The organism is Salmonella sp. SAL04213, assembly GCF_046550535.1.
GTDB classification, from domain to species: domain Bacteria; phylum Pseudomonadota; class Gammaproteobacteria; order Enterobacterales; family Enterobacteriaceae; genus Salmonella; species Salmonella enterica.
On the sequence record NZ_JBGDXS010000008.1, the window covers coordinates 89277 to 110916 of the forward strand.

Annotated in this window: 20 protein-coding genes and 2 tRNA genes; 17 read left to right on the forward strand and 5 right to left on the reverse strand. The window is 53.2% G+C overall.

The window, feature by feature from the left end; all coding sequences use genetic code 11:
* Positions 1-58: 58 nt before the first annotated feature.
* Together ibaG and murA are read left to right on the forward strand one after the other, a co-directional pair.
* Positions 59-313 (forward strand): BolA family iron metabolism protein IbaG, encoded by a 255-nt coding sequence (ibaG, locus tag ACLJPQ_RS18160; protein WP_001518349.1) that lies wholly within the window; start codon positions 59-61, stop codon positions 311-313.
* A gap of 53 nt (positions 314-366) precedes the next feature.
* Complete coding sequence (murA, locus tag ACLJPQ_RS18165; RefSeq protein ID WP_000357288.1) at positions 367-1626, forward strand: UDP-N-acetylglucosamine 1-carboxyvinyltransferase; 1260 nt, start codon at positions 367-369, stop codon at positions 1624-1626.
* A gap of 58 nt (positions 1627-1684) precedes the next feature.
* On the opposite strand, the gene sfsB is transcribed toward murA, so the two are convergent.
* Together sfsB and ispB are read right to left on the reverse strand one after the other, a co-directional pair.
* Positions 1685-1972, reverse strand: coding sequence for a DNA-binding transcriptional regulator SfsB (sfsB, locus tag ACLJPQ_RS18170; protein ID WP_000444167.1), 288 nt, complete (start codon positions 1970-1972; stop codon positions 1685-1687).
* A gap of 232 nt (positions 1973-2204) precedes the next feature.
* Positions 2205-3176, reverse strand: coding sequence for an octaprenyl diphosphate synthase (ispB, locus tag ACLJPQ_RS18175; RefSeq protein WP_001047354.1), 972 nt, complete (start codon positions 3174-3176; stop codon positions 2205-2207).
* Positions 3177-3433: 257 nt separating this feature from the next.
* Between ispB and rplU the strand changes: the two genes are divergently transcribed.
* From rplU to cgtA, 4 genes are all read left to right on the forward strand, one after another.
* Positions 3434-3745 (forward strand): 50S ribosomal protein L21, encoded by a 312-nt coding sequence (gene rplU / locus ACLJPQ_RS18180; RefSeq protein ID WP_000271396.1) that lies wholly within the window; start codon positions 3434-3436, stop codon positions 3743-3745.
* Positions 3746-3764: 19 nt separating this feature from the next.
* The gene (gene rpmA / locus ACLJPQ_RS18185; RefSeq protein ID WP_000940593.1) at positions 3765-4022 is read left to right on the forward strand and encodes a 50S ribosomal protein L27; all 258 of its coding nucleotides are present in this window, start codon (positions 3765-3767) and stop codon (positions 4020-4022) included.
* Positions 4023-4151: 129 nt separating this feature from the next.
* Entirely contained in the window at positions 4152-5117 is a 966-nt protein-coding gene (locus tag ACLJPQ_RS18190; RefSeq protein WP_080185130.1) for a DMT family transporter, read from the forward strand.
* 15 nt (positions 5118-5132) lie between these two features.
* On the forward strand, positions 5133-6305 hold the full coding sequence (cgtA, locus tag ACLJPQ_RS18195; protein ID WP_000673556.1) for an Obg family GTPase CgtA: 1173 nt from the start codon (positions 5133-5135) through the stop codon (positions 6303-6305).
* Positions 6306-6435: 130 nt separating this feature from the next.
* On the opposite strand, the gene dacB is transcribed toward cgtA, so the two are convergent.
* Positions 6436-7869, reverse strand: coding sequence for a serine-type D-Ala-D-Ala carboxypeptidase (gene dacB / locus ACLJPQ_RS18200; protein WP_001212675.1), 1434 nt, complete (start codon positions 7867-7869; stop codon positions 6436-6438).
* 247 nt (positions 7870-8116) lie between these two features.
* On the opposite strand from dacB, the gene greA reads away from it, so the two are divergent.
* Positions 8117-8593 carry a transcription elongation factor GreA gene (gene greA, locus ACLJPQ_RS18205; RefSeq protein WP_001148008.1) on the forward strand — a complete coding sequence of 159 codons (477 nt, stop codon included), beginning with the start codon at positions 8117-8119 and terminating at the stop codon, positions 8591-8593.
* Positions 8594-8748: 155 nt separating this feature from the next.
* On the opposite strand, the gene yhbY is transcribed toward greA, so the two are convergent.
* On the reverse strand, positions 8749-9042 hold the full coding sequence (gene yhbY / locus ACLJPQ_RS18210) for a ribosome assembly RNA-binding protein YhbY (protein WP_001592995.1): 294 nt from the start codon (positions 9040-9042) through the stop codon (positions 8749-8751).
* 126 nt (positions 9043-9168) lie between these two features.
* Here yhbY and rlmE point away from each other — a divergent pair, with 126 nt between their 5' ends.
* From rlmE to ACLJPQ_RS18240, 6 genes are all read left to right on the forward strand, one after another.
* Entirely contained in the window at positions 9169-9795 is a 627-nt protein-coding gene (rlmE, locus tag ACLJPQ_RS18215) for a 23S rRNA (uridine(2552)-2'-O)-methyltransferase RlmE (protein WP_000145974.1), read from the forward strand.
* A gap of 103 nt (positions 9796-9898) precedes the next feature.
* Entirely contained in the window at positions 9899-11833 is a 1935-nt protein-coding gene (ftsH, locus tag ACLJPQ_RS18220; protein WP_001107481.1) for an ATP-dependent zinc metalloprotease FtsH, read from the forward strand.
* A 103-nt stretch (positions 11834-11936) separates the two neighbouring features.
* Positions 11937-12785 carry a dihydropteroate synthase gene (folP, locus tag ACLJPQ_RS18225; RefSeq protein WP_080185129.1) on the forward strand — a complete coding sequence of 283 codons (849 nt, stop codon included), beginning with the start codon at positions 11937-11939 and terminating at the stop codon, positions 12783-12785.
* On the forward strand, positions 12778-14115 hold the full coding sequence (gene glmM / locus ACLJPQ_RS18230; RefSeq protein ID WP_000071169.1) for a phosphoglucosamine mutase: 1338 nt from the start codon (positions 12778-12780) through the stop codon (positions 14113-14115). The genes folP and glmM overlap by 8 nt, the downstream gene beginning before the upstream one ends.
* Before the next feature lie 222 nt (positions 14116-14337).
* Positions 14338-14670 (forward strand): preprotein translocase subunit SecG, encoded by a 333-nt coding sequence (gene secG / locus ACLJPQ_RS18235; protein ID WP_000272680.1) that lies wholly within the window; start codon positions 14338-14340, stop codon positions 14668-14670.
* A 13-nt stretch (positions 14671-14683) separates the two neighbouring features.
* A tRNA-Leu gene (locus ACLJPQ_RS18240) sits at positions 14684-14770 on the forward strand.
* Positions 14771-14967: 197 nt separating this feature from the next.
* Here ACLJPQ_RS18240 and argG read toward each other — a convergent pair.
* Positions 14968-16311, reverse strand: coding sequence for an argininosuccinate synthase (gene argG / locus ACLJPQ_RS18245; RefSeq protein ID WP_161976242.1), 1344 nt, complete (start codon positions 16309-16311; stop codon positions 14968-14970).
* Between the two features lie 343 nt (positions 16312-16654).
* Between argG and ACLJPQ_RS18250 the strand changes: the two genes are divergently transcribed.
* From ACLJPQ_RS18250 to infB, 4 genes are all read left to right on the forward strand, one after another.
* Positions 16655-16731: transfer RNA gene (locus tag ACLJPQ_RS18250), tRNA-Met, on the forward strand.
* Positions 16732-16938: 207 nt separating this feature from the next.
* A complete protein-coding gene (gene rimP, locus ACLJPQ_RS18255) occupies positions 16939-17391 on the forward strand; it encodes a ribosome maturation factor RimP (protein WP_000105461.1) in 453 nt (150 codons plus the stop codon).
* Between the two features lie 27 nt (positions 17392-17418).
* The gene (gene nusA, locus ACLJPQ_RS18260; protein ID WP_001031038.1) at positions 17419-18921 is read left to right on the forward strand and encodes a transcription termination factor NusA; all 1503 of its coding nucleotides are present in this window, start codon (positions 17419-17421) and stop codon (positions 18919-18921) included.
* Between the two features lie 24 nt (positions 18922-18945).
* A complete protein-coding gene (gene infB / locus ACLJPQ_RS18265; RefSeq protein ID WP_080185127.1) occupies positions 18946-21624 on the forward strand; it encodes a translation initiation factor IF-2 in 2679 nt (892 codons plus the stop codon).
* Positions 21625-21640 lie beyond the last annotated feature (16 nt).

Here is a 21640-nt window from a genome sequence, read left to right on the forward strand (position 1 = left end):
GGCGCGACTTTGCTCTAAGATGTTGGGCTGTTTTCACTATTTGACGAATAAAGAACCCATGGAAAATCATGAAATTCAGAGTGTGCTGATGAATGCCCTCTCCCTCCAGGAAGTCCACGTCTCCGGCGATGGCAGTCACTTTCAGGTTATTGCCGTGGGCGAGATGTTTGACGGCATGAGCCGGGTCAAGAAACAGCAAACGGTCTATGGGCCGCTAATGGAGTACATTGCGGACAACCGTATCCATGCCGTATCGATCAAAGCATATACCCCGGCGGAATGGGCGCGCGATCGTAAACTTAACGGATTTTAAGCTACGGGTAACCTGCCGGTAGCGGAGATGAATGCTTAACTGAGAATACAATAATGGATAAATTTCGTGTACAGGGGCCAACGACGCTCCAGGGCGAAGTCACAATTTCCGGCGCCAAAAACGCCGCGCTGCCGATCCTGTTCGCCGCTCTGCTGGCAGAAGAACCGGTAGAGATCCAAAACGTTCCAAAACTGAAAGACGTGGATACGTCGATGAAGCTCCTGAGCCAATTAGGTGCGAAAGTGGAACGCAATGGATCGGTACACATTGACGCCAGCCAGGTGAACGTGTTCTGCGCGCCTTATGATCTGGTTAAGACCATGCGCGCCTCGATATGGGCGCTGGGGCCGCTGGTTGCCCGTTTTGGTCAGGGACAAGTCTCTCTGCCGGGGGGCTGTACTATCGGCGCGCGTCCGGTTGATCTGCATATTACCGGTCTGGAACAACTGGGTGCGACCATCAAGCTGGAAGAGGGCTACGTAAAGGCCTCCGTCGAAGGACGTCTTAAAGGGGCGCATATCGTGATGGATAAGGTCAGCGTCGGCGCGACCGTCACCATTATGTGCGCCGCTACGCTGGCGGAAGGGACGACCATCATTGAAAACGCCGCGCGCGAGCCGGAAATTGTCGACACCGCTAACTTCCTGGTTACGCTGGGGGCGAAGATCGCCGGGCAGGGCACCGATCGTATTACGATCGAGGGCGTAGAGCGTCTGGGCGGCGGCGTTTATCGTGTGCTGCCGGATCGTATCGAAACGGGGACTTTCCTGGTGGCGGCAGCGATCTCTCGCGGCAAAATCCTCTGCCGTAACGCGCAACCGGACACTCTGGACGCGGTACTGGCGAAACTGCGCGATGCTGGCGCGGATATCGAAGTGGGCGAGGACTGGATTAGTCTGGACATGCACGGCAAACGACCGAAGGCGGTCAATGTCCGTACCGCGCCGCACCCGGCATTCCCGACCGATATGCAGGCGCAGTTCACGTTGCTGAACCTGGTGGCGGAAGGGACGGGCTTTATCACTGAAACCGTCTTTGAAAACCGCTTTATGCACGTGCCTGAACTCAGCCGCATGGGCGCGCGTGCGGAAATTGAAAGCAATACCGTCATATGCCATGGCGTAGAAACGCTCTCTGGCGCCCAGGTCATGGCGACAGATCTGCGAGCATCTGCGAGCCTGGTGCTGGCGGGCTGTATTGCGGAAGGCACGACGATTGTGGATCGCATTTATCACATCGATCGCGGTTATGAGCGCATCGAAGACAAACTGCGCGCGCTAGGCGCGAATATTGAACGCGTGAAAGGCGAATAACCTTCTGTACGCTGAATAACCCCCGCGAACGCGATTGCGGGGGTTATTTTACAGGCGCTTACTCTACATTCTGTTTGTCTTTATTACGCGCTCTCATAAGCCGCGTTCTGTCGATAAACTCATGCGTGCGCGGATCGTGATAACGCGATGGCCAAATAACCCAGGGTTCCGTTCCCAATGCTTTCGCGATAATCAACTCTCCTTTCGGCCACGGGCGCGTTAATGCATTGGCCAGCGTGGATGAACTCAATCCATTCCGACGTGACTCAGCGGCCATTGAAGTCCCTTTTTTACGTAGTCCGGCAATGATATCGGCCGGATGCCAGTCAATAAGCTTGCTTTCCATACATCCATCACTCCTTAGGTTAATCACTTACGGTTTTAACAACCCGACGACGTTCGATACTATAACGCTTCGTGAAGGAATGTTCTAAAAAGTTCATGTAAGTGGCGGCAATATTCAGAATATGCCAGGGGAAGCCGTATATGAATATACGAAAAGACAGGCAATAGGGTATCTGGAGTTTATTAGAACTTAATGGGATATCCCGCGCAGTGCGCGGGATAAGAGAATGGCATTAACGATCGCGCTGCACCGCGATGTGTGCGAGACCGATTAGCGCCTCACGCCATGGAGTATCCGGCAATATCTGCAACGCGGATATCGCTTTGTCGGCTTCTTCTTCCGCTCGCTGACGCGTCCATTCCAGCGAACCGCAGGTGGTCATCGCTTCCAGAACCGGTTCCAGAAGATGACGGCCATTGCCTTGTTCAATAGCGGTACGGATCATCGCTGACTGTTCTGGCGTACCGTGGCGCATGGCGTGAAGCAACGGTAAGGTAGGTTTGCCCTCATTGAGGTCATCACCCACATTTTTACCGAGATGCTCGCCGTCGGCACTGTAATCCAGCAGATCGTCAATGAGCTGGAAAGCCGTACCAAGGTAGCGGCCATAGTCCTGCAACCCTTTCTCTTGCTCAGGCGTACAACCGGCAAGAATACCGGAGCACTGGGCGGCGGCTTCGAACAGACGGGCCGTTTTACTGTAAATCACCCGCATGTAATTTTCTTCGGTAATGTCCGGGTCATTCACGTTCATCAATTGCAGCACTTCGCCTTCTGCAATCACGTTGACCGCTTCCGACATCACTTCCAGCACTTTTAACGAGCCGAGGCTGGTCATCATCTGGAAGGCGCGGGTATAGATAAAGTCGCCGACCAACACGCTGGCGGCATTACCGAAAGCGGCATTTGCCGTCGCTTTGCCGCGACGCATATCAGATTCATCCACCACATCATCATGTAGCAGCGTCGCCGTGTGGATAAACTCGATCAGAGCGGCGATAGTCACGTGCGCGTTACCCTGATAACCCACCGCGCGTGCGGCAAGAACGGCAATCATCGGACGAATGCGTTTTCCGCCGCCGCTAATAATGTAATATCCTAGCTGATTAATCAGTTGAACGTCGGAATTAAGCTGTTCAAGGATTGTCGCATTGACACCCGCCATATCTTGCGCGGTTAACTCGTTGATTTTTTCTAAATTCATCGCAAAAGCCGGGCTTATCGCCCCGATTATCCCATGTCTGAATGAGGTAACGTAGGGTTTATGGTTAGAAATATACCCTGATTGTACTGAAAAAACGCCGCAGATAAACGTTACCGTATGCGTTGTGTTTTTTTTCTTCATGTATTGATGGTAGCACTTGTCAAAGCCGTGCAATTTGCGTAATATTCGCGCCCTATTGTGAATATTTATAGCGCGCTCTGAATCATTGAAAGGTGTGCGCGGAAGCGGAGTTTTTTATGTACGCGGTTTTCCAAAGTGGTGGTAAACAACACCGAGTAAGCGAAGGTCAGACCGTTCGCCTGGAAAAGCTGGACATCGCAACTGGCGAAACTATCGAGTTCGCTGAAGTTCTGATGATCGCAAACGGTGAAGAAGTCAAAATCGGCGTTCCTTTCGTTGATGGCGGCGTAATCAAAGCTGAAGTTGTTGCCCACGGTCGTGGCGAGAAAGTTAAAATCGTTAAGTTTCGTCGCCGTAAACACTACCGTAAGCAGCAGGGCCATCGTCAGTGGTTCACTGATGTGAAAATTACCGGCATCAGCGCTTAAGATTAGGGGAGCAGATTAAATGGCACATAAAAAGGCTGGCGGCTCGACTCGTAACGGTCGCGATTCTGAAGCTAAACGTCTGGGCGTAAAACGCTTTGGCGGTGAAGCAGTTCTGGCAGGCAGCATCATCGTTCGTCAACGTGGTACTAAATTCCACGCTGGCACCAACGTTGGTTGCGGTCGTGACCACACTCTGTTTGCTAAAGCAGACGGTAAAGTGAAATTCGAAGTTAAAGGCCCGAAAAACCGTAAATACATCAGCATCGTTGCTGAGTAAGTTTTTTGTGGTCCGGTAACGGATGAAAGCCCCGCACCTGTTGCGGGGCTTTTTACATTCGATGGCCGACTAAAATATACCCGTGTGGCTGTGCGAATGCCGTTAACGGGTCTTTGCAGGGAACACGGCATGAAGCAGCAGGCAGGCATTGGCATTCTTTTAGCGCTCACTACCTCGATGTGCTGGGGAGCGTTGCCAATAGCAATGAAGCAAGTGCTGGAGGTGATGGAGCCTTCAACCATTGTCTTCTACCGCTTCTTAATGGCCAGTATTGGCCTCGGGGCGATACTGGCAGTAAAAAGAAAGCTGCCGCCGCTGCGTATTTTTCGTAAGCCGCGTTGGTTGGTGTTATTGGCGATAGCGACCTGCGGACTGTTCGGTAATTTCATTTTGTTCAGTTCTTCCCTGCAATATTTAAGCCCAACCGCGTCGCAGGTTATCGGCCAGCTCTCGCCGGTTGGCATGATGGTCGCCAGCGTCTTTATTCTGAAAGAAAAGATGCGCGGTACGCAGGTGATTGGCGCGCTGATGTTATTGAGCGGGCTGGTGATGTTTTTTAACACCAGTCTGATCGAGATTTTTACCCGACTGACCGACTACACCTGGGGCGTTATTTTTGGCGTAGGCGCGGCGATGGTGTGGGTGAGCTATGGCGTGGCGCAAAAAGTATTATTGCGACGTCTGGCCTCGCAGCAGATCCTGTTTTTACTGTACACTTTATGTACGATAGCGCTCTTGCCGCTGGCAAAACCGATGGTGATAGCGCAACTGAACGACTGGCAGCTCGCCTGTTTGATTTTCTGCGGGCTAAATACGCTGGTAGGATATGGCGCCCTGGCGGAAGCGATGGCGCGTTGGCAGGCGGCGCAGGTGAGCGCGATAATCACGCTTACACCGCTATTTACCCTGCTGTTTTCAGATCTTTTATCTATGGCCTGGCCCGATTTCTTCGCCAGACCGATGTTAAACCTTTTAGGTTATCTCGGTGCGTTTGTCGTGGTTGCGGGCGCGATGTATTCCGCCATTGGTCATCGTATTTGGGGCGGTTTACGCAAGCATGAAACGGTGGTTTCGCAACCCCGCTCAGGCGAATGATTTACGGAGAATAAAATGAAGTTTGTTGATGAAGCATCGATTCTGGTCGTTGCAGGCGATGGCGGTAATGGCTGTGTGAGCTTCCGCCGCGAAAAATATATCCCGAAAGGCGGCCCGGACGGCGGTGATGGCGGCGACGGCGGCGACGTCTGGATGGAAGCCGATGAAAACCTGAATACGCTGATCGATTACCGCTTTGAAAAATCGTTCCGCGCTGAACGTGGTCAGAATGGCGCGAGCCGCGACTGTACCGGTAAACGCGGTAAAGACGTGACCATCAAAGTGCCGGTCGGTACGCGCGTTATCGACCAGGGAACCGGTGAAACGATGGGCGACATGACCAAACACGGTCAGCGTCTGTTGGTCGCGAAGGGCGGCTGGCATGGGTTAGGCAATACCCGTTTTAAATCCTCGGTTAACCGTACGCCGCGCCAGAAAACCAATGGTACGCCGGGCGATAAGCGCGACCTGCTGCTGGAACTGATGCTGCTGGCGGATGTCGGGATGCTGGGGATGCCAAACGCCGGTAAATCAACGTTCATTCGCGCGGTATCGGCAGCAAAACCGAAAGTCGCGGACTATCCGTTTACCACGCTGGTGCCGAGCCTGGGCGTGGTACGTATGGACAGCGAAAAGAGTTTTGTGGTGGCCGACATTCCGGGGTTGATCGAAGGCGCGGCGGAAGGCGCAGGCCTGGGGATTCGCTTCCTGAAGCACCTCGAACGTTGCCGCGTACTGCTGCACCTCATTGATATCGATCCGATCGACGGTTCCGATCCGGTGGAAAACGCCCGTATCATTATTGGCGAACTGGAAAAATACAGCCAGGATCTGGCGGCTAAACCGCGCTGGTTAGTGTTCAACAAGATCGATCTGATGGATAAAACCGAAGCGGAAGAGAAAGCGAAAGCGATCGCCGAAGCGTTGGGCTGGGAAGGGAAATACTATCTGATTTCCGCTGCCAGTCAGCTAGGGGTGAAAGATCTCTGCTGGGATGTGATGACCTTTATCATCGAGAATCCGATCGCGCAGGCTGAAGAAGCAAAACAGCCGGAAAAAGTCGAGTTCATGTGGGACGATTATCATCGCCAGCAGTTGGCTGAAGTGGAAGAAGACGCAGACGATGACTGGGATGACGACTGGGATGAAGACGACGAAGAAGGCGTCGAGTTCATCTACAAACGTTAATCTCGTAGCCGGATGGCGCTTACGCTTATCCGGCCTATAAAAGCCAACGGGCCGCATTTGCGGCCCGTTTTATTATGTTCGTTGTAGGCCGGATAAGACGCGTTAGCGCCGCCATCCGGCAATAATGCACTCAGTTATTCTGATAAATATCCTTGTACAATCGACTCTCGAAGCGTACCAGCGGAATACGTCGATTACGCTGATCGGCAGGTGGAACCGCGTAGCCGGACAAATACTGTACAAATGCCATCCGTTGCCCGCTTGCGGTGGTAATAAAGCCCGCCAGATTATACACGCCCTGCAGTGACCCGGTTTTCGCTGAAACCTTACCGTCTACGCCCGCCTGATGCAGCCCGGCGCGGTATTGTAATGAACCATCATAGCCCGCCAGCGGCAGCATAGAGATAAAGTTCAGCTCGTTATCGTGTTGGGCGATATATTGCAGCACCTGCATCATCGTGGCGGGAGCGATCAGATTATGGCGAGAAAGACCGGAACCGTCGGCAATAATGGTATTGCCGATATCAATTCCCGCCTGTTGGCGCAGGATCTGGCGAACGGCATCCGATCCCGCCCGCCAGGTGCCAGGCACGTTAAACCTGACATGACCAATCATCCGAAAAACAGTATCAGCAATCATGTTGTCTGACTTTTTCAGCATAATCTTAAGCAGATCGTGCAGTGGCGCCGACTGTTTACTGGCGACGATCGTTCCGGGCTCGTTAACCTGCGTCTGGCGCAGCAGCGTGCCGCGGTAAGTTATCCCGGCCTCTTTCAGTTCCTGCTTGAGGATCGCGCCCGCGTAGCTGGCGCCGTCCTGAATAGCAAAGGCCAGCGGCAGCGGGTCGGCGCGCTGTGGTAAACAGCCGGTAAGCGTATAACGGTTCAAATCGCCAGGCACAACATCCAGCTCGCAATACTGCGCGTCTGCCGAACCGCGCGGCAGAGTCCGTACCTGGCTGAACATCGTTACCGGATAATAAGAGGCCACGCGAATAAAGGCTAAATCGTTTGGTTTTTGCGCGCTATAAAGCGACACAGAAAAACAGTTGCGGTCAACAATGGCGGCGGCGGGAGGCGCGCTGAAACACTGCGTCAGGTCGTTCCACGGCCAGCCTGGCGCTTTATCGTGGCTGGCGAAAATCGACGTATCGATAAGCACATTACCGTCGATTTGCGTGACGCCTGACTTTTTCAGCGTCGCGACCATATTGCGAATATCCTGACGTCTTAGCGTTGGATCGCCACCGAAGCGCGCAATTAAGTCACCTTTCAGGATGCCGTTATCGACGTTGCCTTTAGTCTCCAGCGTGGTCGTAAAACGGAAATCCGGGCCGAGTTGAATCAGCGCCGCCAGCGCGGTAATCACCTTTTGGGTACTGGCGGGAAGCGCCATCTGCTGACTATGATAATCAATAGCCGGCGCGGGCGCGCCAATCTTTTGCACCATCAGCGCGAGGTTGGCGCCGGCCGGAAGCTGTTTGATGTATTCGTCAATATTCGCGGCCTGAACGCTGAACGCTATACTGGTGGTCAATCCGATGATAAATCTGGAAAATCGCATAATCTCGCGCTAACACCCTGGAAACAAGCCGTCATACTACGGCGCAACGCCCTAAAAAGTAAACGATGACCCATAGGGAACTCCAGGGTAAAATGGTTATCAAAGAGGAAATTGTAGCTGACCTGGGACTGCGCGCCCGGGTTGGTGTTTTTTTGCTTCTGACCCTGGTATGGCATATGCCGGGGCTGGCTTAGCAGCCGGGGTAGAGTTCATTGCCCCCTACAGGAATGTTCAAGAGGTATAACAAATGCAAGCTATTCCGATGACCTTACGCGGAGCCGAAAAACTGCGCGAAGAGCTGGATTTTCTGAAATCTGTGCGCCGTCCTGAAATCATCGCCGCTATCGCCGAAGCGCGCGAACATGGCGATTTAAAAGAAAACGCGGAGTATCATGCTGCACGCGAACAGCAGGGTTTCTGCGAAGGGCGCATTAAAGATATCGAAGCAAAACTGTCGAATGCGCAGGTGATTGATGTCACCAAAATGCCAAACAATGGCCGCGTGATTTTCGGCGCTACCGTCACGGTGCTGAACCTGGACACCGACGAAGAGCAGACCTACCGCATTGTTGGCGATGATGAGGCGGATTTTAAGCAAAATCTCATTTCGGTAAACTCGCCAATCGCTCGCGGTCTGATCGGCAAAGAGCAGGATGACGTCGTGGTGATCAAAACGCCTGGCGGCGATGTGGAATACGAAGTGCTTAAAGTGGAATACCTTTAAGCAGTACTCAATACGCAAATTGTTGGTGTATTGTAAAGAAAGGAAAAAGGCCGCATAGCGGCCTTTTATCAACGGAGAGAGCGTGGCATTTTGCTCTCCTGCTCGTGGAAAACCCCTCGTTTTACACAGATTTTGTGTTCGACTTTAGGATATCCTTAACGCGGCAGCGAGATTTTACGCTCTTTAGTTGGGCGATACAGCACCAGCGTTTTACCGATGACCTGTACGTTACAGGCGCCGGTTTCGCGCACGATAGCGTCCACGATCAAGGTTTTTGTTTCGCGATCTTCCGAGGCGATTTTCACCTTGATAAGTTCATGGTGCTCTAACGCTTGTTCAATCTCGGCCAGTACCCCTTCGGTCAAACCATTATTGCCAAGCATAACAACAGGCTTGAGCGGATGTGCCAGACCTTTTAGGTGCTGTTTTTGTTTAGTACTCAGATTCATCGTATATTTTTGCTTACGTTGGGATTGAAAACGGGTCATTCTACCGCCATCTCCCTTATATCGCCAAATAGGCGTGTAGAAATTTACGCCATTGGCTACGATGAACTGCCCCGACGGGAAAGTTAAATGACAGGTAAAAAGCGTTCTGCCAGCTCAAGCCGCTGGCTTCAGGAACACTTTAGCGATAAATATGTTCAACAGGCGCAGAAAAAGGGGCTACGCTCCCGTGCCTGGTTTAAACTTGATGAAATACAGCAAAGTGACAAACTTTTTAAGCCGGGAATGACGGTAGTCGATCTCGGCGCTGCGCCAGGAGGCTGGTCACAGTATGTGGTCACGCAGATTGGCGGCAAAGGCCGCATCATCGCTTGTGATCTTTTACCTATGGATCCTATCGTTGGTGTGGACTTTCTTCAGGGCGATTTTCGTGATGAACTTGTCATGAAAGCGTTACTGGAACGCGTGGGTGACAGTAAAGTACAAGTTGTCATGTCGGATATGGCACCAAACATGAGCGGAACACCGGCGGTGGATATCCCCCGCGCCATGTATCTGGTGGAGCTGGCGTTAGAGATGTGCCGCGATGTGCTGGCGCCAGGCGGAAGTTTTGTAGTGAAGGTGTTCCAGGGCGAAGGTTTCGATGAGTATCTAAGGGAAATTCGCTCCCTGTTTACGAAGGTTAAAGTTCGTAAGCCGGACTCTTCGCGTGCGCGTTCGCGTGAAGTGTACATTGTAGCGACCGGGCGAAAGTGATAACCGGCAGATTTCAGACGTAAGGTTTGAAAGAAACTGGATATAGAGTATCCTGACGCTGTTTTTAACACAGTTGTAATAAGAGGTTAATCCCTTGAGTGACATGGCGAAAAACCTAATACTCTGGCTGGTCATTGCCGTTGTGCTGATGTCAGTATTCCAGAGCTTTGGGCCCAGCGAGTCTAATGGCCGTAAGGTGGATTACTCTACCTTCCTGCAAGAGGTCAATCAGGACCAGGTTCGCGAAGCGCGTATCAACGGACGTGAGATCAACGTTACCAAGAAAGATAGTAACCGTTACACGACTTACATTCCGATTAATGATCCGAAGCTGCTTGATAACCTGCTGACTAAAAACGTCAAGGTTGTTGGCGAACCACCTGAAGAGCCAAGCCTGCTGGCTTCTATCTTCATTTCCTGGTTCCCGATGCTGTTGCTGATCGGCGTCTGGATCTTCTTCATGCGTCAGATGCAGGGCGGCGGTGGCAAAGGCGCCATGTCGTTCGGTAAGAGCAAGGCGCGTATGCTGACGGAAGATCAGATCAAAACCACGTTTGCTGACGTCGCGGGTTGTGACGAAGCGAAAGAAGAAGTGGCGGAACTGGTCGAATACCTGCGTGAACCGAGCCGTTTCCAGAAGCTGGGCGGTAAAATTCCGAAAGGCGTCCTGATGGTCGGCCCGCCGGGTACCGGTAAAACCCTGCTGGCAAAAGCCATTGCGGGTGAAGCGAAGGTGCCGTTCTTTACGATTTCCGGTTCTGACTTTGTGGAAATGTTCGTCGGTGTCGGCGCGTCTCGTGTGCGTGACATGTTCGAACAGGCCAAGAAAGCGGCGCCGTGCATTATCTTCATCGATGAAATCGACGCCGTAGGTCGCCAGCGTGGCGCTGGTCTGGGCGGCGGTCACGATGAACGTGAGCAGACGTTGAACCAGATGCTGGTTGAGATGGACGGCTTCGAAGGTAACGAAGGTATCATCGTTATCGCCGCAACTAACCGTCCGGACGTTCTGGACCCGGCGCTGCTGCGTCCAGGCCGTTTTGACCGTCAGGTGGTGGTAGGCCTGCCGGATGTTCGCGGTCGTGAGCAGATTCTGAAGGTGCATATGCGTCGCGTACCGTTAGCGACGGACATTGATGCGGCGATCATTGCGCGCGGTACGCCGGGCTTCTCCGGTGCTGACCTGGCGAACCTGGTCAACGAAGCGGCGCTGTTTGCGGCTCGTGGTAACAAGCGCGTTGTGTCGATGGTTGAGTTCGAGAAAGCGAAAGACAAAATCATGATGGGCGCCGAACGTCGCTCCATGGTGATGACGGAAGCGCAGAAAGAGTCGACCGCGTACCACGAAGCGGGCCACGCGATTATCGGTCGCCTGGTGCCGGAACACGATCCGGTGCACAAAGTGACGATTATCCCGCGTGGTCGTGCGCTGGGCGTGACCTTCTTCCTGCCTGAAGGCGACGCGATCAGCGCCAGCCGTCAGAAGCTGGAAAGCCAAATCAGCACGCTGTACGGTGGCCGTCTGGCGGAAGAGATTATCTACGGCGTTGAGCATGTTTCTACCGGCGCGTCGAACGACATTAAAGTCGCGACTAACCTGGCGCGTAACATGGTCACCCAGTGGGGCTTCTCGGAGAAACTCGGTCCGTTGCTGTACGCGGAAGAAGAGGGCGAAGTGTTCCTCGGCCGTAGCGTCGCAAAAGCGAAACATATGTCTGATGAAACTGCGCGTATCATCGACCAGGAAGTGAAAGCGCTGATTGAACGTAACTACAATCGCGCTCGTCAGATCCTGACTGACAATATGGATATTCTGCACGCGATGAAAGATGCGCTGATGAAATATGAAACCATCGATGCGCCGCAGATTGATGACCTGATGGCGCGTCGTGAAGTGCGTCCGCCTGCGGGCTGGGAAGATCCAAACGGCACCAATAACTCTGACAGCAATGGTACGCCTCAGGCGCCGCGTCCGGTTGATGAACCACGCACGCCGAACCCGGGCAACACGATGTCAGAGCAGCTGGGCGACAAATAAGCGTTTGTTGTACAACATTATGTTTAGCGCTCACCGAAACCCTGGGGCTTGCCCCGGGGTTTTTCTTTTTTAACTCACCATAAATAAAACAGGGATTTTGACCATGAAACTCTTCGCTCAGGGCACCACGCTCGATCTCACTCATCCGCATGTTATGGGTATCCTGAACGTAACGCCGGATTCGTTCTCAGACGGCGGTGCGCATAACACGCTGATTGAGGCGGTGAAACATGCGAATTTAATGGTGAATGCCGGGGCGACAATTATTGATGTGGGGGGGGAATCAACGCGACCAGGCGCGGCAGAAGTGAGCGTGGAAGAAGAGCTGGATCGCGTTATTCCGGTACTGGAAGCAATCGCGCAACGTTTTGAAGTGTGGATTTCTGTGGATACCTCTAAACCCGAGGTGATCCGTGAAGCGGCAAGGGCGGGCGCGCATATTATCAATGATGTCCGTTCGCTCTCCGAGCCCGGCGCGTTGGAAGCGGCAGCGGAAACCGGCTTGCCGGTCAGTCTTATGCACATGCAGGGCAACCCCAAAACCATGCAGGAGGCGCCGAAATATGACGATGTCTTTGCCGAGGTGAATCGCTACTTTATTGAGCAAATAGCACGTTGTGAGAAGGCCGGCATCGCAAAAGAGAAATTGTTGCTCGACCCAGGATTCGGTTTCGGTAAAAATCTCTCTCACAATTATACCTTACTGGCGCGACTGGGTGAGTTTCATCATTTTAACCTGCCGCTGCTGGTGGGCATGTCACGTAAAACGATGGTTGGTCAGTTACTTAACGTGGGACCATCAGACCGTCTGAACGGCAGCCTTGCGTGCGCGGTAATTGCCGCGATGCAGGGCGCGCAGATCATTCGCGTCCATGACGTCAAAGAAACCGTAGAGGCGATGCGGGTGGTAGAAGCCACTCTGTCTGCAAAGGAAAACAAACGCTATGAGTAATCGTAAATATTTCGGTACCGATGGGATTCGCGGACGTGTAGGCAATGCCCCCATTACACCTGATTTCGTGCTTAAACTGGGTTGGGCTGCCGGAAAAGTGCTGGCGCGTCATGGCTCGCGTAAAATCATTATCGGTAAAGATACGCGTATTTCCGGCTATATGCTGGAGTCCGCGCTGGAGGCGGGCCTTGCCGCTGCGGGGCTGTCGGCCTCGTTTACCGGACCTATGCCAACGCCAGCCGTCGCCTATCTGACGCGGACTTTCCGCGCGGAGGCGGGTATCGTTATCTCGGCTTCGCATAACCCGTTCTATGATAACGGCATTAAATTCTTCTCTATCGACGGTACGAAACTGCCTGACGATGTGGAAGAAGCCATCGAAGCCGAAATGGAAAAAGAGATCACCTGCGTAGACTCCGCCGAGCTGGGGAAAGCGAGCCGCATCGTCGATGCCGCCGGGCGCTATATTGAGTTCTGTAAAGGCACCTTCCCGAACGAACTGAGCCTCAACGGCCTGAAAGTGGTTGTGGATTGCGCCAACGGCGCTACCTACCATATCGCGCCGAATGTGCTGCGCGAGCTGGGCGCGACCGTTATCGCCATCGGCTGTGAGCCAAACGGCGTCAACATTAACGAAGAAGTGGGCGCGACCGACGTGCGCGCGTTGCAGGCGCGCGTGTTGGCGGAGAAGGCGGACCTCGGCATCGCGCTTGACGGCGACGGCGACCGGGTCATCATGGTTGACCATGAAGGCAATAAAGTCGATGGCGATCAGATCATGTATATCATCGCGCGCGAAGGGCTGCGCCAGGGGCAACTGCGCGGCGGCGCGGTGGGGACGCTGATGAGCAATATGGGGCTGGAGCTGGCGCTCAAGCAGCTTGGCATTCCGTTTGCCCGGGCGAAAGTGGGCGACCGCTACGTGCTGGAAAAATTGCAGGAAAAAGGCTGGCGCATCGGCGCGGAAAACTCTGGTCACGTTATTCTGCTGGATAAAACGACCACTGGCGACGGTATTGTAGCGGGGCTACAAGTTCTGGCGGCGATGGTGCGTAATCATATGAGTCTGCACGATCTGTGCAGCGGTATGAAAATGTTCCCGCAGATTCTGGTTAACGTGCGTTACACCGCCGGTAGCGGCGATCCGCTGGAAAATGAAGCGGTGAAAGCGGTAACGGCGGACGTAGAAGCCACGCTCGGCAATCGTGGGCGGGTACTGCTACGTAAATCCGGTACCGAACCGTTGATTCGCGTGATGGTGGAAGGCGAGGATGAAGCGCAGGTTACGGCATTCGCCCATCGTATCGCGGATGCGGTAAAAGCCGTTTAAGCGTTTAAGTGACTAAAAAGGCGGCGGTTGCCGCCTTACGGCCCGCAAAAAACAACGCTTTTGCTGTTTTTTTCCGCAGTTGATACAATGCGCTTAAATTGCCCTTGCGAAGGTCATTCGCTTTGGTTAGTATTCACACCCGCTTCAGTGGGAAACAGTAAAAATCCCGCTTTATTGGTAGAAGCATTGGTACGCGGCAACTCCGCAAGGAACAGGTTGATTATGTACGAAGCTCTTTTAGTTGTTTTCCTTATTGTGGCAATTGGCCTTGTAGGTCTGATCATGCTGCAGCAAGGTAAAGGCGCTGATATGGGAGCCTCCTTCGGAGCAGGCGCTTCCGCTACGCTATTTGGTTCAAGTGGTTCTGGTAACTTCATGACCCGAATGACGGCGGTATTGGCGACGCTGTTCTTCATCATCAGTCTGGTGTTGGGTAATATCAATAGCAACAAAACCAATAAAGGAAGCGAGTGGGAAAATCTGAGCGCGCCGGCGAAGACCGAGCAGACTCAACCTGCTGCACCGGCCCAGCCGACCAGCGATATCCCGCGCTAATAGCAGTATCCGTGCCGAGGTGGTGGAATTGGTAGACACGCTACCTTGAGGTGGTAGTGCCCAATAGGGCTTACGGGTTCAAGTCCCGTCCTCGGTACCAATATTCCAGAAAAGAGACGCTGAAAAGCGTCTTTTTTTTCGTCTGTTATTTGTGGTTGTCTGTAGGTCGGATAAGGCGTTTACGCCGCCATCCGACATTATTACAACCCATGATGGCGCTACGTTTATCAGGCCTACAGACACCATATATTCCGCGCATAAAAAAGGCCGCTTTCGCGGCCTTAAAATGATAAATGTTTACTTCGCTTTGTTTTCCAGATTCTCAACCTGCGGCAGACCGGTCGCGGAAGAGGCGGTTAACAGACCCGCTTTCGCGTAGCCGAACAGTTTCTCGCGGGTATCGGTAATGTCCAGATTACGCATGGTCAACTGGCCAATACGATCGTCCGGTGAGAATACGGACTCGCCTTTCTCCATGGTCAGACGCTCAGCCTTATAGGTCAGGTTGTCTGACACGGTGTTCAGGATGGAGTAGTCGTTGCCGCGACGCAGCTCCAACGTCACTTCACCGGTAATCTGGCTGGCGACCCAACGTTGCAGGCCATCACGCAGCATCAGCGCCTGCGAGTCGAACCAGCGGCCCTGATACAGCAGTTTGCCCAGCTGACGACCATGAGAGTGATATTGCTCAATGGTGTCTTCGTTGTGAATACCGGTCAACAGACGCTCGTAAGCGATGTGCAGCAGTGCCATTCCGGGGGCTTCATAAATACCGCGGCTTTTTGCTTCAATGATGCGGTTTTCGATCTGGTCGCTCATGCCCAGACCGTGACGGCCGCCGATGCGGTTCGCTTCCAGCATCATCTCAACATCATCGCTGAAGGTTTTGCCGTTCAGGGCTACAGGGTGGCCCTGCTCGAAGCGGACGGTCACTTCTTCTGCCGGGATCTTCACGCTCTCGTCCCAGAACTTCACGCCCATAATCGGGGTGACGATCTTGACGCTGGAGTTCAGGAACTCGAGGTCTTTCGCTTCGTGCGTCGCGCCCAACATGTTGGAGTCGGTGGAGTAGGCTTTTTCGACGGACATTTTGTAGTCGAAGCCGCAGGCGATCATAAATTCAGACATCTCATGACGGCCGCCCAGCTCGTCGATAAAGTCGGTATCGAGCCACGGCTTGTAAATCTGCAGCTCGGCGTTGGTCAGCAGGCCATAACGATAGAAACGTTCAATATCGTTGCCTTTATAGGTACTGCCGTCGCCCCAGATATTCACGCCGTCTTCTTTCATCGCGGCGACCAGCATCGTGCCGGTTACGGCACGGCCCAGCGGCGTGGTATTGAAATAGGTCAGTCCGCCAGTCGTATTATGGAAAGCGCCGCACTGAATCGCTGCGATCCCTTCTGCAACCAACTGCTTGCGGCAATCAATCAGGCGAGCATTCTCTGCGCCATACTCCATTGCGCGACGAGGAATGGCGTCATAGTCATCCTCATCCGGTTGTCCCAGATTCGCAGTATAAGCATATGGGACAGCTCCTTTTTGTCGCATCCACAGCAGCGCGGCGCTGGTGTCCAGACCGCCGGAAAAAGCGATACCAATACGTTGACCTGCTGGAAGATGCTTAAGAATCGTCGTCATAGAATAGAACCCTGCTTGATTGACTGATAATGAGATCGGTTTCTGCTTTAGTGCATTTTTATGCAAAATAAATGAGTTTTCATTTAATCATCTTTTAGCAGAGACAGGAAGCGTTTAGTGAAGGTTTACTGAAATAACGTTGTGAAATGCATGTATAAGCCGGAGAGGTGGGATGAGTATAACGAAGAGTGGTATTCATTCATCTGCATATTGGGAATAGGGTTGACATAACTCATGCCTGGTCACTATACTGTGCGCAGATTTTACGTCCCGTCCTCGGTACCAAATCCCAGCAGTATTTGCAAATTTTGCCCAAAACGAGTAGAATTTGCCACGTTTCAGGCGCGGGGTGGAGCAGCCTGGTAGCTCGTCGGGCTCATAACCCGAAGGTCGTCGGTTCAAATCCGGCCCCCGCAACCACTTTCCCTTAGAGTTCTTTTTCAAATATACTGTGAAGATTATGTCCTTCGTAGCTGGATTTGAAAAAAATTCTTTCGGAAGGTACACCAGACCGCCGTTGCGGTTATAGGGTTCAGTTATCTAAAGCCCCGATTTATCGGGGTTTTTTGTTATCTGACTACAGAATAACTGGGCTTTAGGCCCTTTTTTTATGTCTTGGGGGTGGGCTTGTCCACATTAGAGCAAAAATTAACAGAGATGATTACAGCGCCAGTTGAAGCCTTAGGCTACGAGCTGGTCGGCATCGAATTTATTCGCGGTCGCACATCCACACTGCGCATCTATATTGATAGTGAAGATGGCATCAATGTTGATGATTGTGCTGATGTGAGCCACCAGGTAAGCGCGGTGCTGGACGTTGAAGATCCTATCTCCGTGGCTTACAACCTTGAAGTCTCGTCACCGGGTCTCGACCGTCCTATGTTCACTGCCGATCATTATGCGCGTTTCCAGGGTGAAGAAGTCGCGCTGGTTCTTCGCATGGCGGTACAGAACCGTCGCAAGTGGCAGGGCATTATCAAAGCGGTGGACGGTGAAATGATTACCGTCACAGTCGAAGGCAAAGATGAAGTGTTCGCGCTGAGTAATATCCAGAAGGCGAACCTGGTTCCCCACTTTTAACAGTCTGGATGAGGTGAAAAGCCCGCGATGAACAAAGAAATTTTGGCTGTTGTTGAAGCCGTCTCCAACGAAAAAGCGCTGCCACGCGAAAAAATTTTTGAAGCGCTGGAAAGTGCGCTGGCGACAGCAACAAAGAAAAAATATGAGCAGGAGATCGATGTTCGTGTAGAAATCGATCGTAAAAGCGGTGATTTTGATACTTTCCGTCGTTGGTTGATCGTTGAAGAAGTGACCATGCCGACGAAGGAAATTACGCTGGAAGCGGCGCGTTTTGAAGACGAAAGCCTGAATGTCGGCGACTATGTTGAAGATCAGATTGAATCTGTCACCTTTGACCGTATCACCACGCAGACTGCGAAACAGGTTATCGTACAGAAGGTCCGTGAAGCTGAACGCGCGATGGTTGTCGATCAGTTCCGCGACCAGGAAGGCGAAATCGTCACTGGCGTGGTGAAGAAAGTGAACCGCGACAATATCTCTCTGGAAATTAAATCCGAAGGGATGGCCGGTAACGCTGAAGCGGTGATTCTGCGTGAAGATATGCTGCCGCGCGAAAACTTCCGCCCTGGCGACCGTATTCGCGGCGTGCTGTACGCTGTTCGCCCGGAAGCGCGTGGCGCGCAGCTGTTCGTCACCCGTTCCAAGCCGGAAATGCTGATCGAACTGTTCCGCATCGAAGTGCCGGAAATCGGCGAAGAAGTGATTGAAATTAAAGCGGCGGCTCGCGATCCGGGTTCTCGTGCGAAAATCGCAGTGAAAACCAACGATAAACGTATCGATCCGGTCGGCGCTTGCGTGGGGATGCGCGGCGCGCGCGTTCAGGCGGTCTCTACCGAACTGGGCGGTGAGCGTATCGATATCGTGCTGTGGGATGATAACCCGGCGCAGTTCGTCATTAATGCGATGGCGCCGGCAGACGTCGCGTCTATCGTGGTGGACGAAGATAAACATACCATGGATATCGCCGTTGAAGCCGGTAATCTGGCGCAGGCGATCGGACGTAATGGTCAGAACGTCCGCCTGGCTTCGCAATTGAGCGGCTGGGAACTCAACGTAATGACCGTTGATGACTTGCAGGCTAAACATCAGGCTGAAGCACATGCCGCTATCGAGATCTTTACTAAATATCTTGATATTGATGAAGAGTTCGCGACCGTTCTGGTAGAAGAAGGTTTCTCCACGCTCGAAGAACTGGCCTATGTGCCAATGAAAGAACTGCTGGAAATTGACGGCCTTGATGAGCCGACCGTTGAAGCACTGCGCGAGCGTGCTAAAAACGCACTGGCCACTCTGGCGCAGGACCAGGAAGCAAGCCTCGGTGATAACAAACCGGCTGACGATCTGCTGAATCTGGAAGGATTAGATCGTGATATGGCTTTCAAACTGGCGGCTCGTGGTGTTTGTACGCTGGAAGATCTCGCCGACCAGGGCATTGATGATCTGGCTGATATCGAAGGGTTGACCGACGAAAAAGCCGGTGAGCTGATTATGGCTGCCCGTAATATTTGCTGGTTCGGCGACGAAGCGTAATAAACTGTAGCAGGAAGGAACAGCATGACAGATGTAACCCTAAAAGCGCTGGCCGCAGAGAGACAGGTTTCCGTGGATCGCCTGGTACAGCAGTTTGCTGATGCAGGTATCCGGAAATCTGCTGACGACTATGTGTCCGCACAAGAAAAACAGACTTTACTGGCGCACCTGAACCGCGAAGCGGTTTCTGGTCCCGATAAACTGACGCTGCAGCGTAAGACGCGCAGCACCCTGAACATTCCAGGTACCGGTGGAAAAAGTAAATCGGTACAAATCGAAGTCCGCAAGAAGCGCACCTTTGTGAAACGCGATCCGCAAGAGGCTGAACGCCTGGCCGCGGAAGAGCAGGCGCAGCGTGAAGCGGAAGAGCAAGCCCGTCGTGAGGCAGAAGAACAGGCCAAACGCGAGGCGCAACAAAAAGCTGAACGCGAGGCCGCAGAACAAGCTAAGCGTGAAGCCGCTGAAAAAGCGAAACGTGAAGCTGCGGAAAAAGACAAAGTGAGCAATCAACAGACTGACGATATGACCAAAACCGCCCAGGCCGAAAAAGCCCGCCGTGAGAATGAAGCTGCAGAGCTGAAGCGTAAAGCGGAAGAAGAAGCACGTCGCAAACTCGAAGAAGAAGCGCGTCGTGTAGCAGAAGAAGCTCGCCGCATGGCGGAAGAAAACAAATGGACCGCAACGCCTGAGCCAGTAGAAGACACCAGTGACTATCATGTCACCACTTCTCAGCACGCGCGCCAGGCCGAAGACGAAAATGATCGTGAAGTTGAAGGCGGTCGTGGTCGTGGCCGTAATGCAAAAGCGGCGCGTCCGGCGAAAAAAGGCAAACATGCCGAATCCAAAGCCGATCGCGAAGAAGCGCGTGCTGCGGTTCGCGGCGGTAAAGGCGGCAAGCGTAAAGGGTCTTCTTTACAGCAAGGCTTCCAGAAGCCCGCTCAGGCCGTTAACCGCGACGTGGTGATCGGTGAAACCATCACCGTTGGCGAACTGGCGAACAAGATGGCGGTGAAAGGTTCTCAGGTCATCAAAGCGATGATGAAGCTGGGCGCCATGGCCACCATCAACCAGGTCATCGACCAGGAAACCGCACAGCTGGTTGCCGAAGAGATGGGCCACAAAGTTATCCTGCGTCGTGAAAACGAACTGGAAGAAGCGGTAATGAGCGACCGTGATACCGGCGCTGCGGCTGAACCGCGCGCACCGGTTGTGACCATCATGGGTCACGTTGACCACGGTAAAACCTCTCTGCTGGACTACATTCGTTCCACGAAAGTAGCCTCTGGCGAAGCGGGCGGCATTACCCAGCACATCGGTGCTTACCACGTTGAAACTGACAACGGGATGATCACCTTCCTGGATACCCCGGGTCACGCCGCGTTTACTTCTATGCGTGCTCGCGGCGCCCAGGCAACGGATATCGTGGTTCTGGTGGTAGCGGCAGACGACGGCGTGATGCCGCAGACTATCGAAGCTATCCAGCACGCGAAAGCGGCAGGTGTGCCGGTCGTGGTTGCGGTGAACAAAATCGATAAGCCGGAAGCCGATCCGGATCGCGTTAAGAACGAACTGTCCCAGTACGGCATTCTGCCGGAAGAGTGGGGCGGTGAAAGCCAGTTCGTTCACGTGTCTGCGAAAGCGGGTACCGGTATTGACGAACTGCTTGATGCTATCCTGCTGCAGGCCGAAGTTCTGGAACTGAAAGCGGTACGCAAAGGTATGGCGAGCGGCGCGGTGATCGAATCCTTCCTGGATAAAGGTCGTGGTCCGGTGGCTACCGTTCTGGTACGCGAAGGTACGCTGCATAAGGGCGATATCGTGCTGTGTGGCTTCGAATACGGCCGCGTGCGTGCGATGCGTAACGAACTGGGTCAGGAAGTGCTGGAAGCGGGTCCGTCCATTCCGGTGGAAATCCTCGGCCTGTCCGGCGTTCCGGCTGCCGGTGACGAAGTGACCGTGGTTCGTGACGAGAAGAAAGCGCGTGAAGTTGCTCTGTATCGTCAGGGTAAATTCCGTGAAGTTAAACTGGCTCGTCAGCAGAAATCTAAACTCGAGAACATGTTCGCCAATATGACCGAAGGCGAAGTTCACGAAGTGAACATCGTGCTGAAGGCCGACGTACAGGGTTCTGTGGAAGCGATCTCCGACTCCTTGCTGAAACTGTCTACCGACGAAGTGAAAGTGAAGATCATCGGTTCTGGCGTAGGTGGTATCACCGAAACCGACGCGACCCTGGCTGCGGCGTCCAACGCCATTCTGGTGGGCTTCAACGTTCGTGCCGATGCCTCTGCGCGTAAAGTGATCGAATCTGAAAGCCTGGATCTGCGTTACTACTCCGTCATCTATAACCTGATCGACGAAGTGAAAGCGGCGATGAGCGGTATGCTGTCTCCGGAACTGAAACAGCAGATTATCGGTCTGGCTGAAGTGCGCGATGTGTTCAAATCGCCGAAATTCGGCGCGATCGCGGGCTGTATGGTTACCGAAGGTACGATTAAACGCCATAACCCAATCCGCGTTCTGCGTGACAACGTGGTTATCTATGAAGGCGAGCTGGAATCCCTGCGCCGCTTCAAAGATGACGTTAACGAAGTCCGTAACGGCATGGAATGTGGTATCGGCGTGAAGAACTACAACGACGTTCGCGTTGGCGATATGATTGAAGTGTTCGAAATCATCGAGATCCAACGTACCATCGCTTAATCTTCGTCGTCTTTTG

Coding starts and splice junctions, on each gene's coding strand:
- ibaG (WP_001518349.1), top strand. CDS start 59: ATGGAAAATCATGAAATTCAGAGTGTGCTGATGAATGCCCTCTCCCTC.
- murA (WP_000357288.1), top strand. CDS start 367: ATGGATAAATTTCGTGTACAGGGGCCAACGACGCTCCAGGGCGAAGTC.
- sfsB (WP_000444167.1), bottom strand. CDS start 1,972: ATGGAAAGCAAGCTTATTGACTGGCATCCGGCCGATATCATTGCCGGA.
- ispB (WP_001047354.1), bottom strand. CDS start 3,176: ATGAATTTAGAAAAAATCAACGAGTTAACCGCGCAAGATATGGCGGGT.
- rplU (WP_000271396.1), top strand. CDS start 3,434: ATGTACGCGGTTTTCCAAAGTGGTGGTAAACAACACCGAGTAAGCGAA.
- rpmA (WP_000940593.1), top strand. CDS start 3,765: ATGGCACATAAAAAGGCTGGCGGCTCGACTCGTAACGGTCGCGATTCT.
- ACLJPQ_RS18190 (WP_080185130.1), top strand. CDS start 4,152: ATGAAGCAGCAGGCAGGCATTGGCATTCTTTTAGCGCTCACTACCTCG.
- cgtA (WP_000673556.1), top strand. CDS start 5,133: ATGAAGTTTGTTGATGAAGCATCGATTCTGGTCGTTGCAGGCGATGGC.
- dacB (WP_001212675.1), bottom strand. CDS start 7,869: ATGCGATTTTCCAGATTTATCATCGGATTGACCACCAGTATAGCGTTC.
- greA (WP_001148008.1), top strand. CDS start 8,117: ATGCAAGCTATTCCGATGACCTTACGCGGAGCCGAAAAACTGCGCGAA.
- yhbY (WP_001592995.1), bottom strand. CDS start 9,042: ATGAATCTGAGTACTAAACAAAAACAGCACCTAAAAGGTCTGGCACAT.
- rlmE (WP_000145974.1), top strand. CDS start 9,169: ATGACAGGTAAAAAGCGTTCTGCCAGCTCAAGCCGCTGGCTTCAGGAA.
- ftsH (WP_001107481.1), top strand. CDS start 9,899: ATGGCGAAAAACCTAATACTCTGGCTGGTCATTGCCGTTGTGCTGATG.
- folP (WP_080185129.1), top strand. CDS start 11,937: ATGAAACTCTTCGCTCAGGGCACCACGCTCGATCTCACTCATCCGCAT.
- glmM (WP_000071169.1), top strand. CDS start 12,778: ATGAGTAATCGTAAATATTTCGGTACCGATGGGATTCGCGGACGTGTA.
- secG (WP_000272680.1), top strand. CDS start 14,338: ATGTACGAAGCTCTTTTAGTTGTTTTCCTTATTGTGGCAATTGGCCTT.
- argG (WP_161976242.1), bottom strand. CDS start 16,311: ATGACGACGATTCTTAAGCATCTTCCAGCAGGTCAACGTATTGGTATC.
- nusA (WP_001031038.1), top strand. CDS start 17,419: ATGAACAAAGAAATTTTGGCTGTTGTTGAAGCCGTCTCCAACGAAAAA.
- infB (WP_080185127.1), top strand. CDS start 18,946: ATGACAGATGTAACCCTAAAAGCGCTGGCCGCAGAGAGACAGGTTTCC.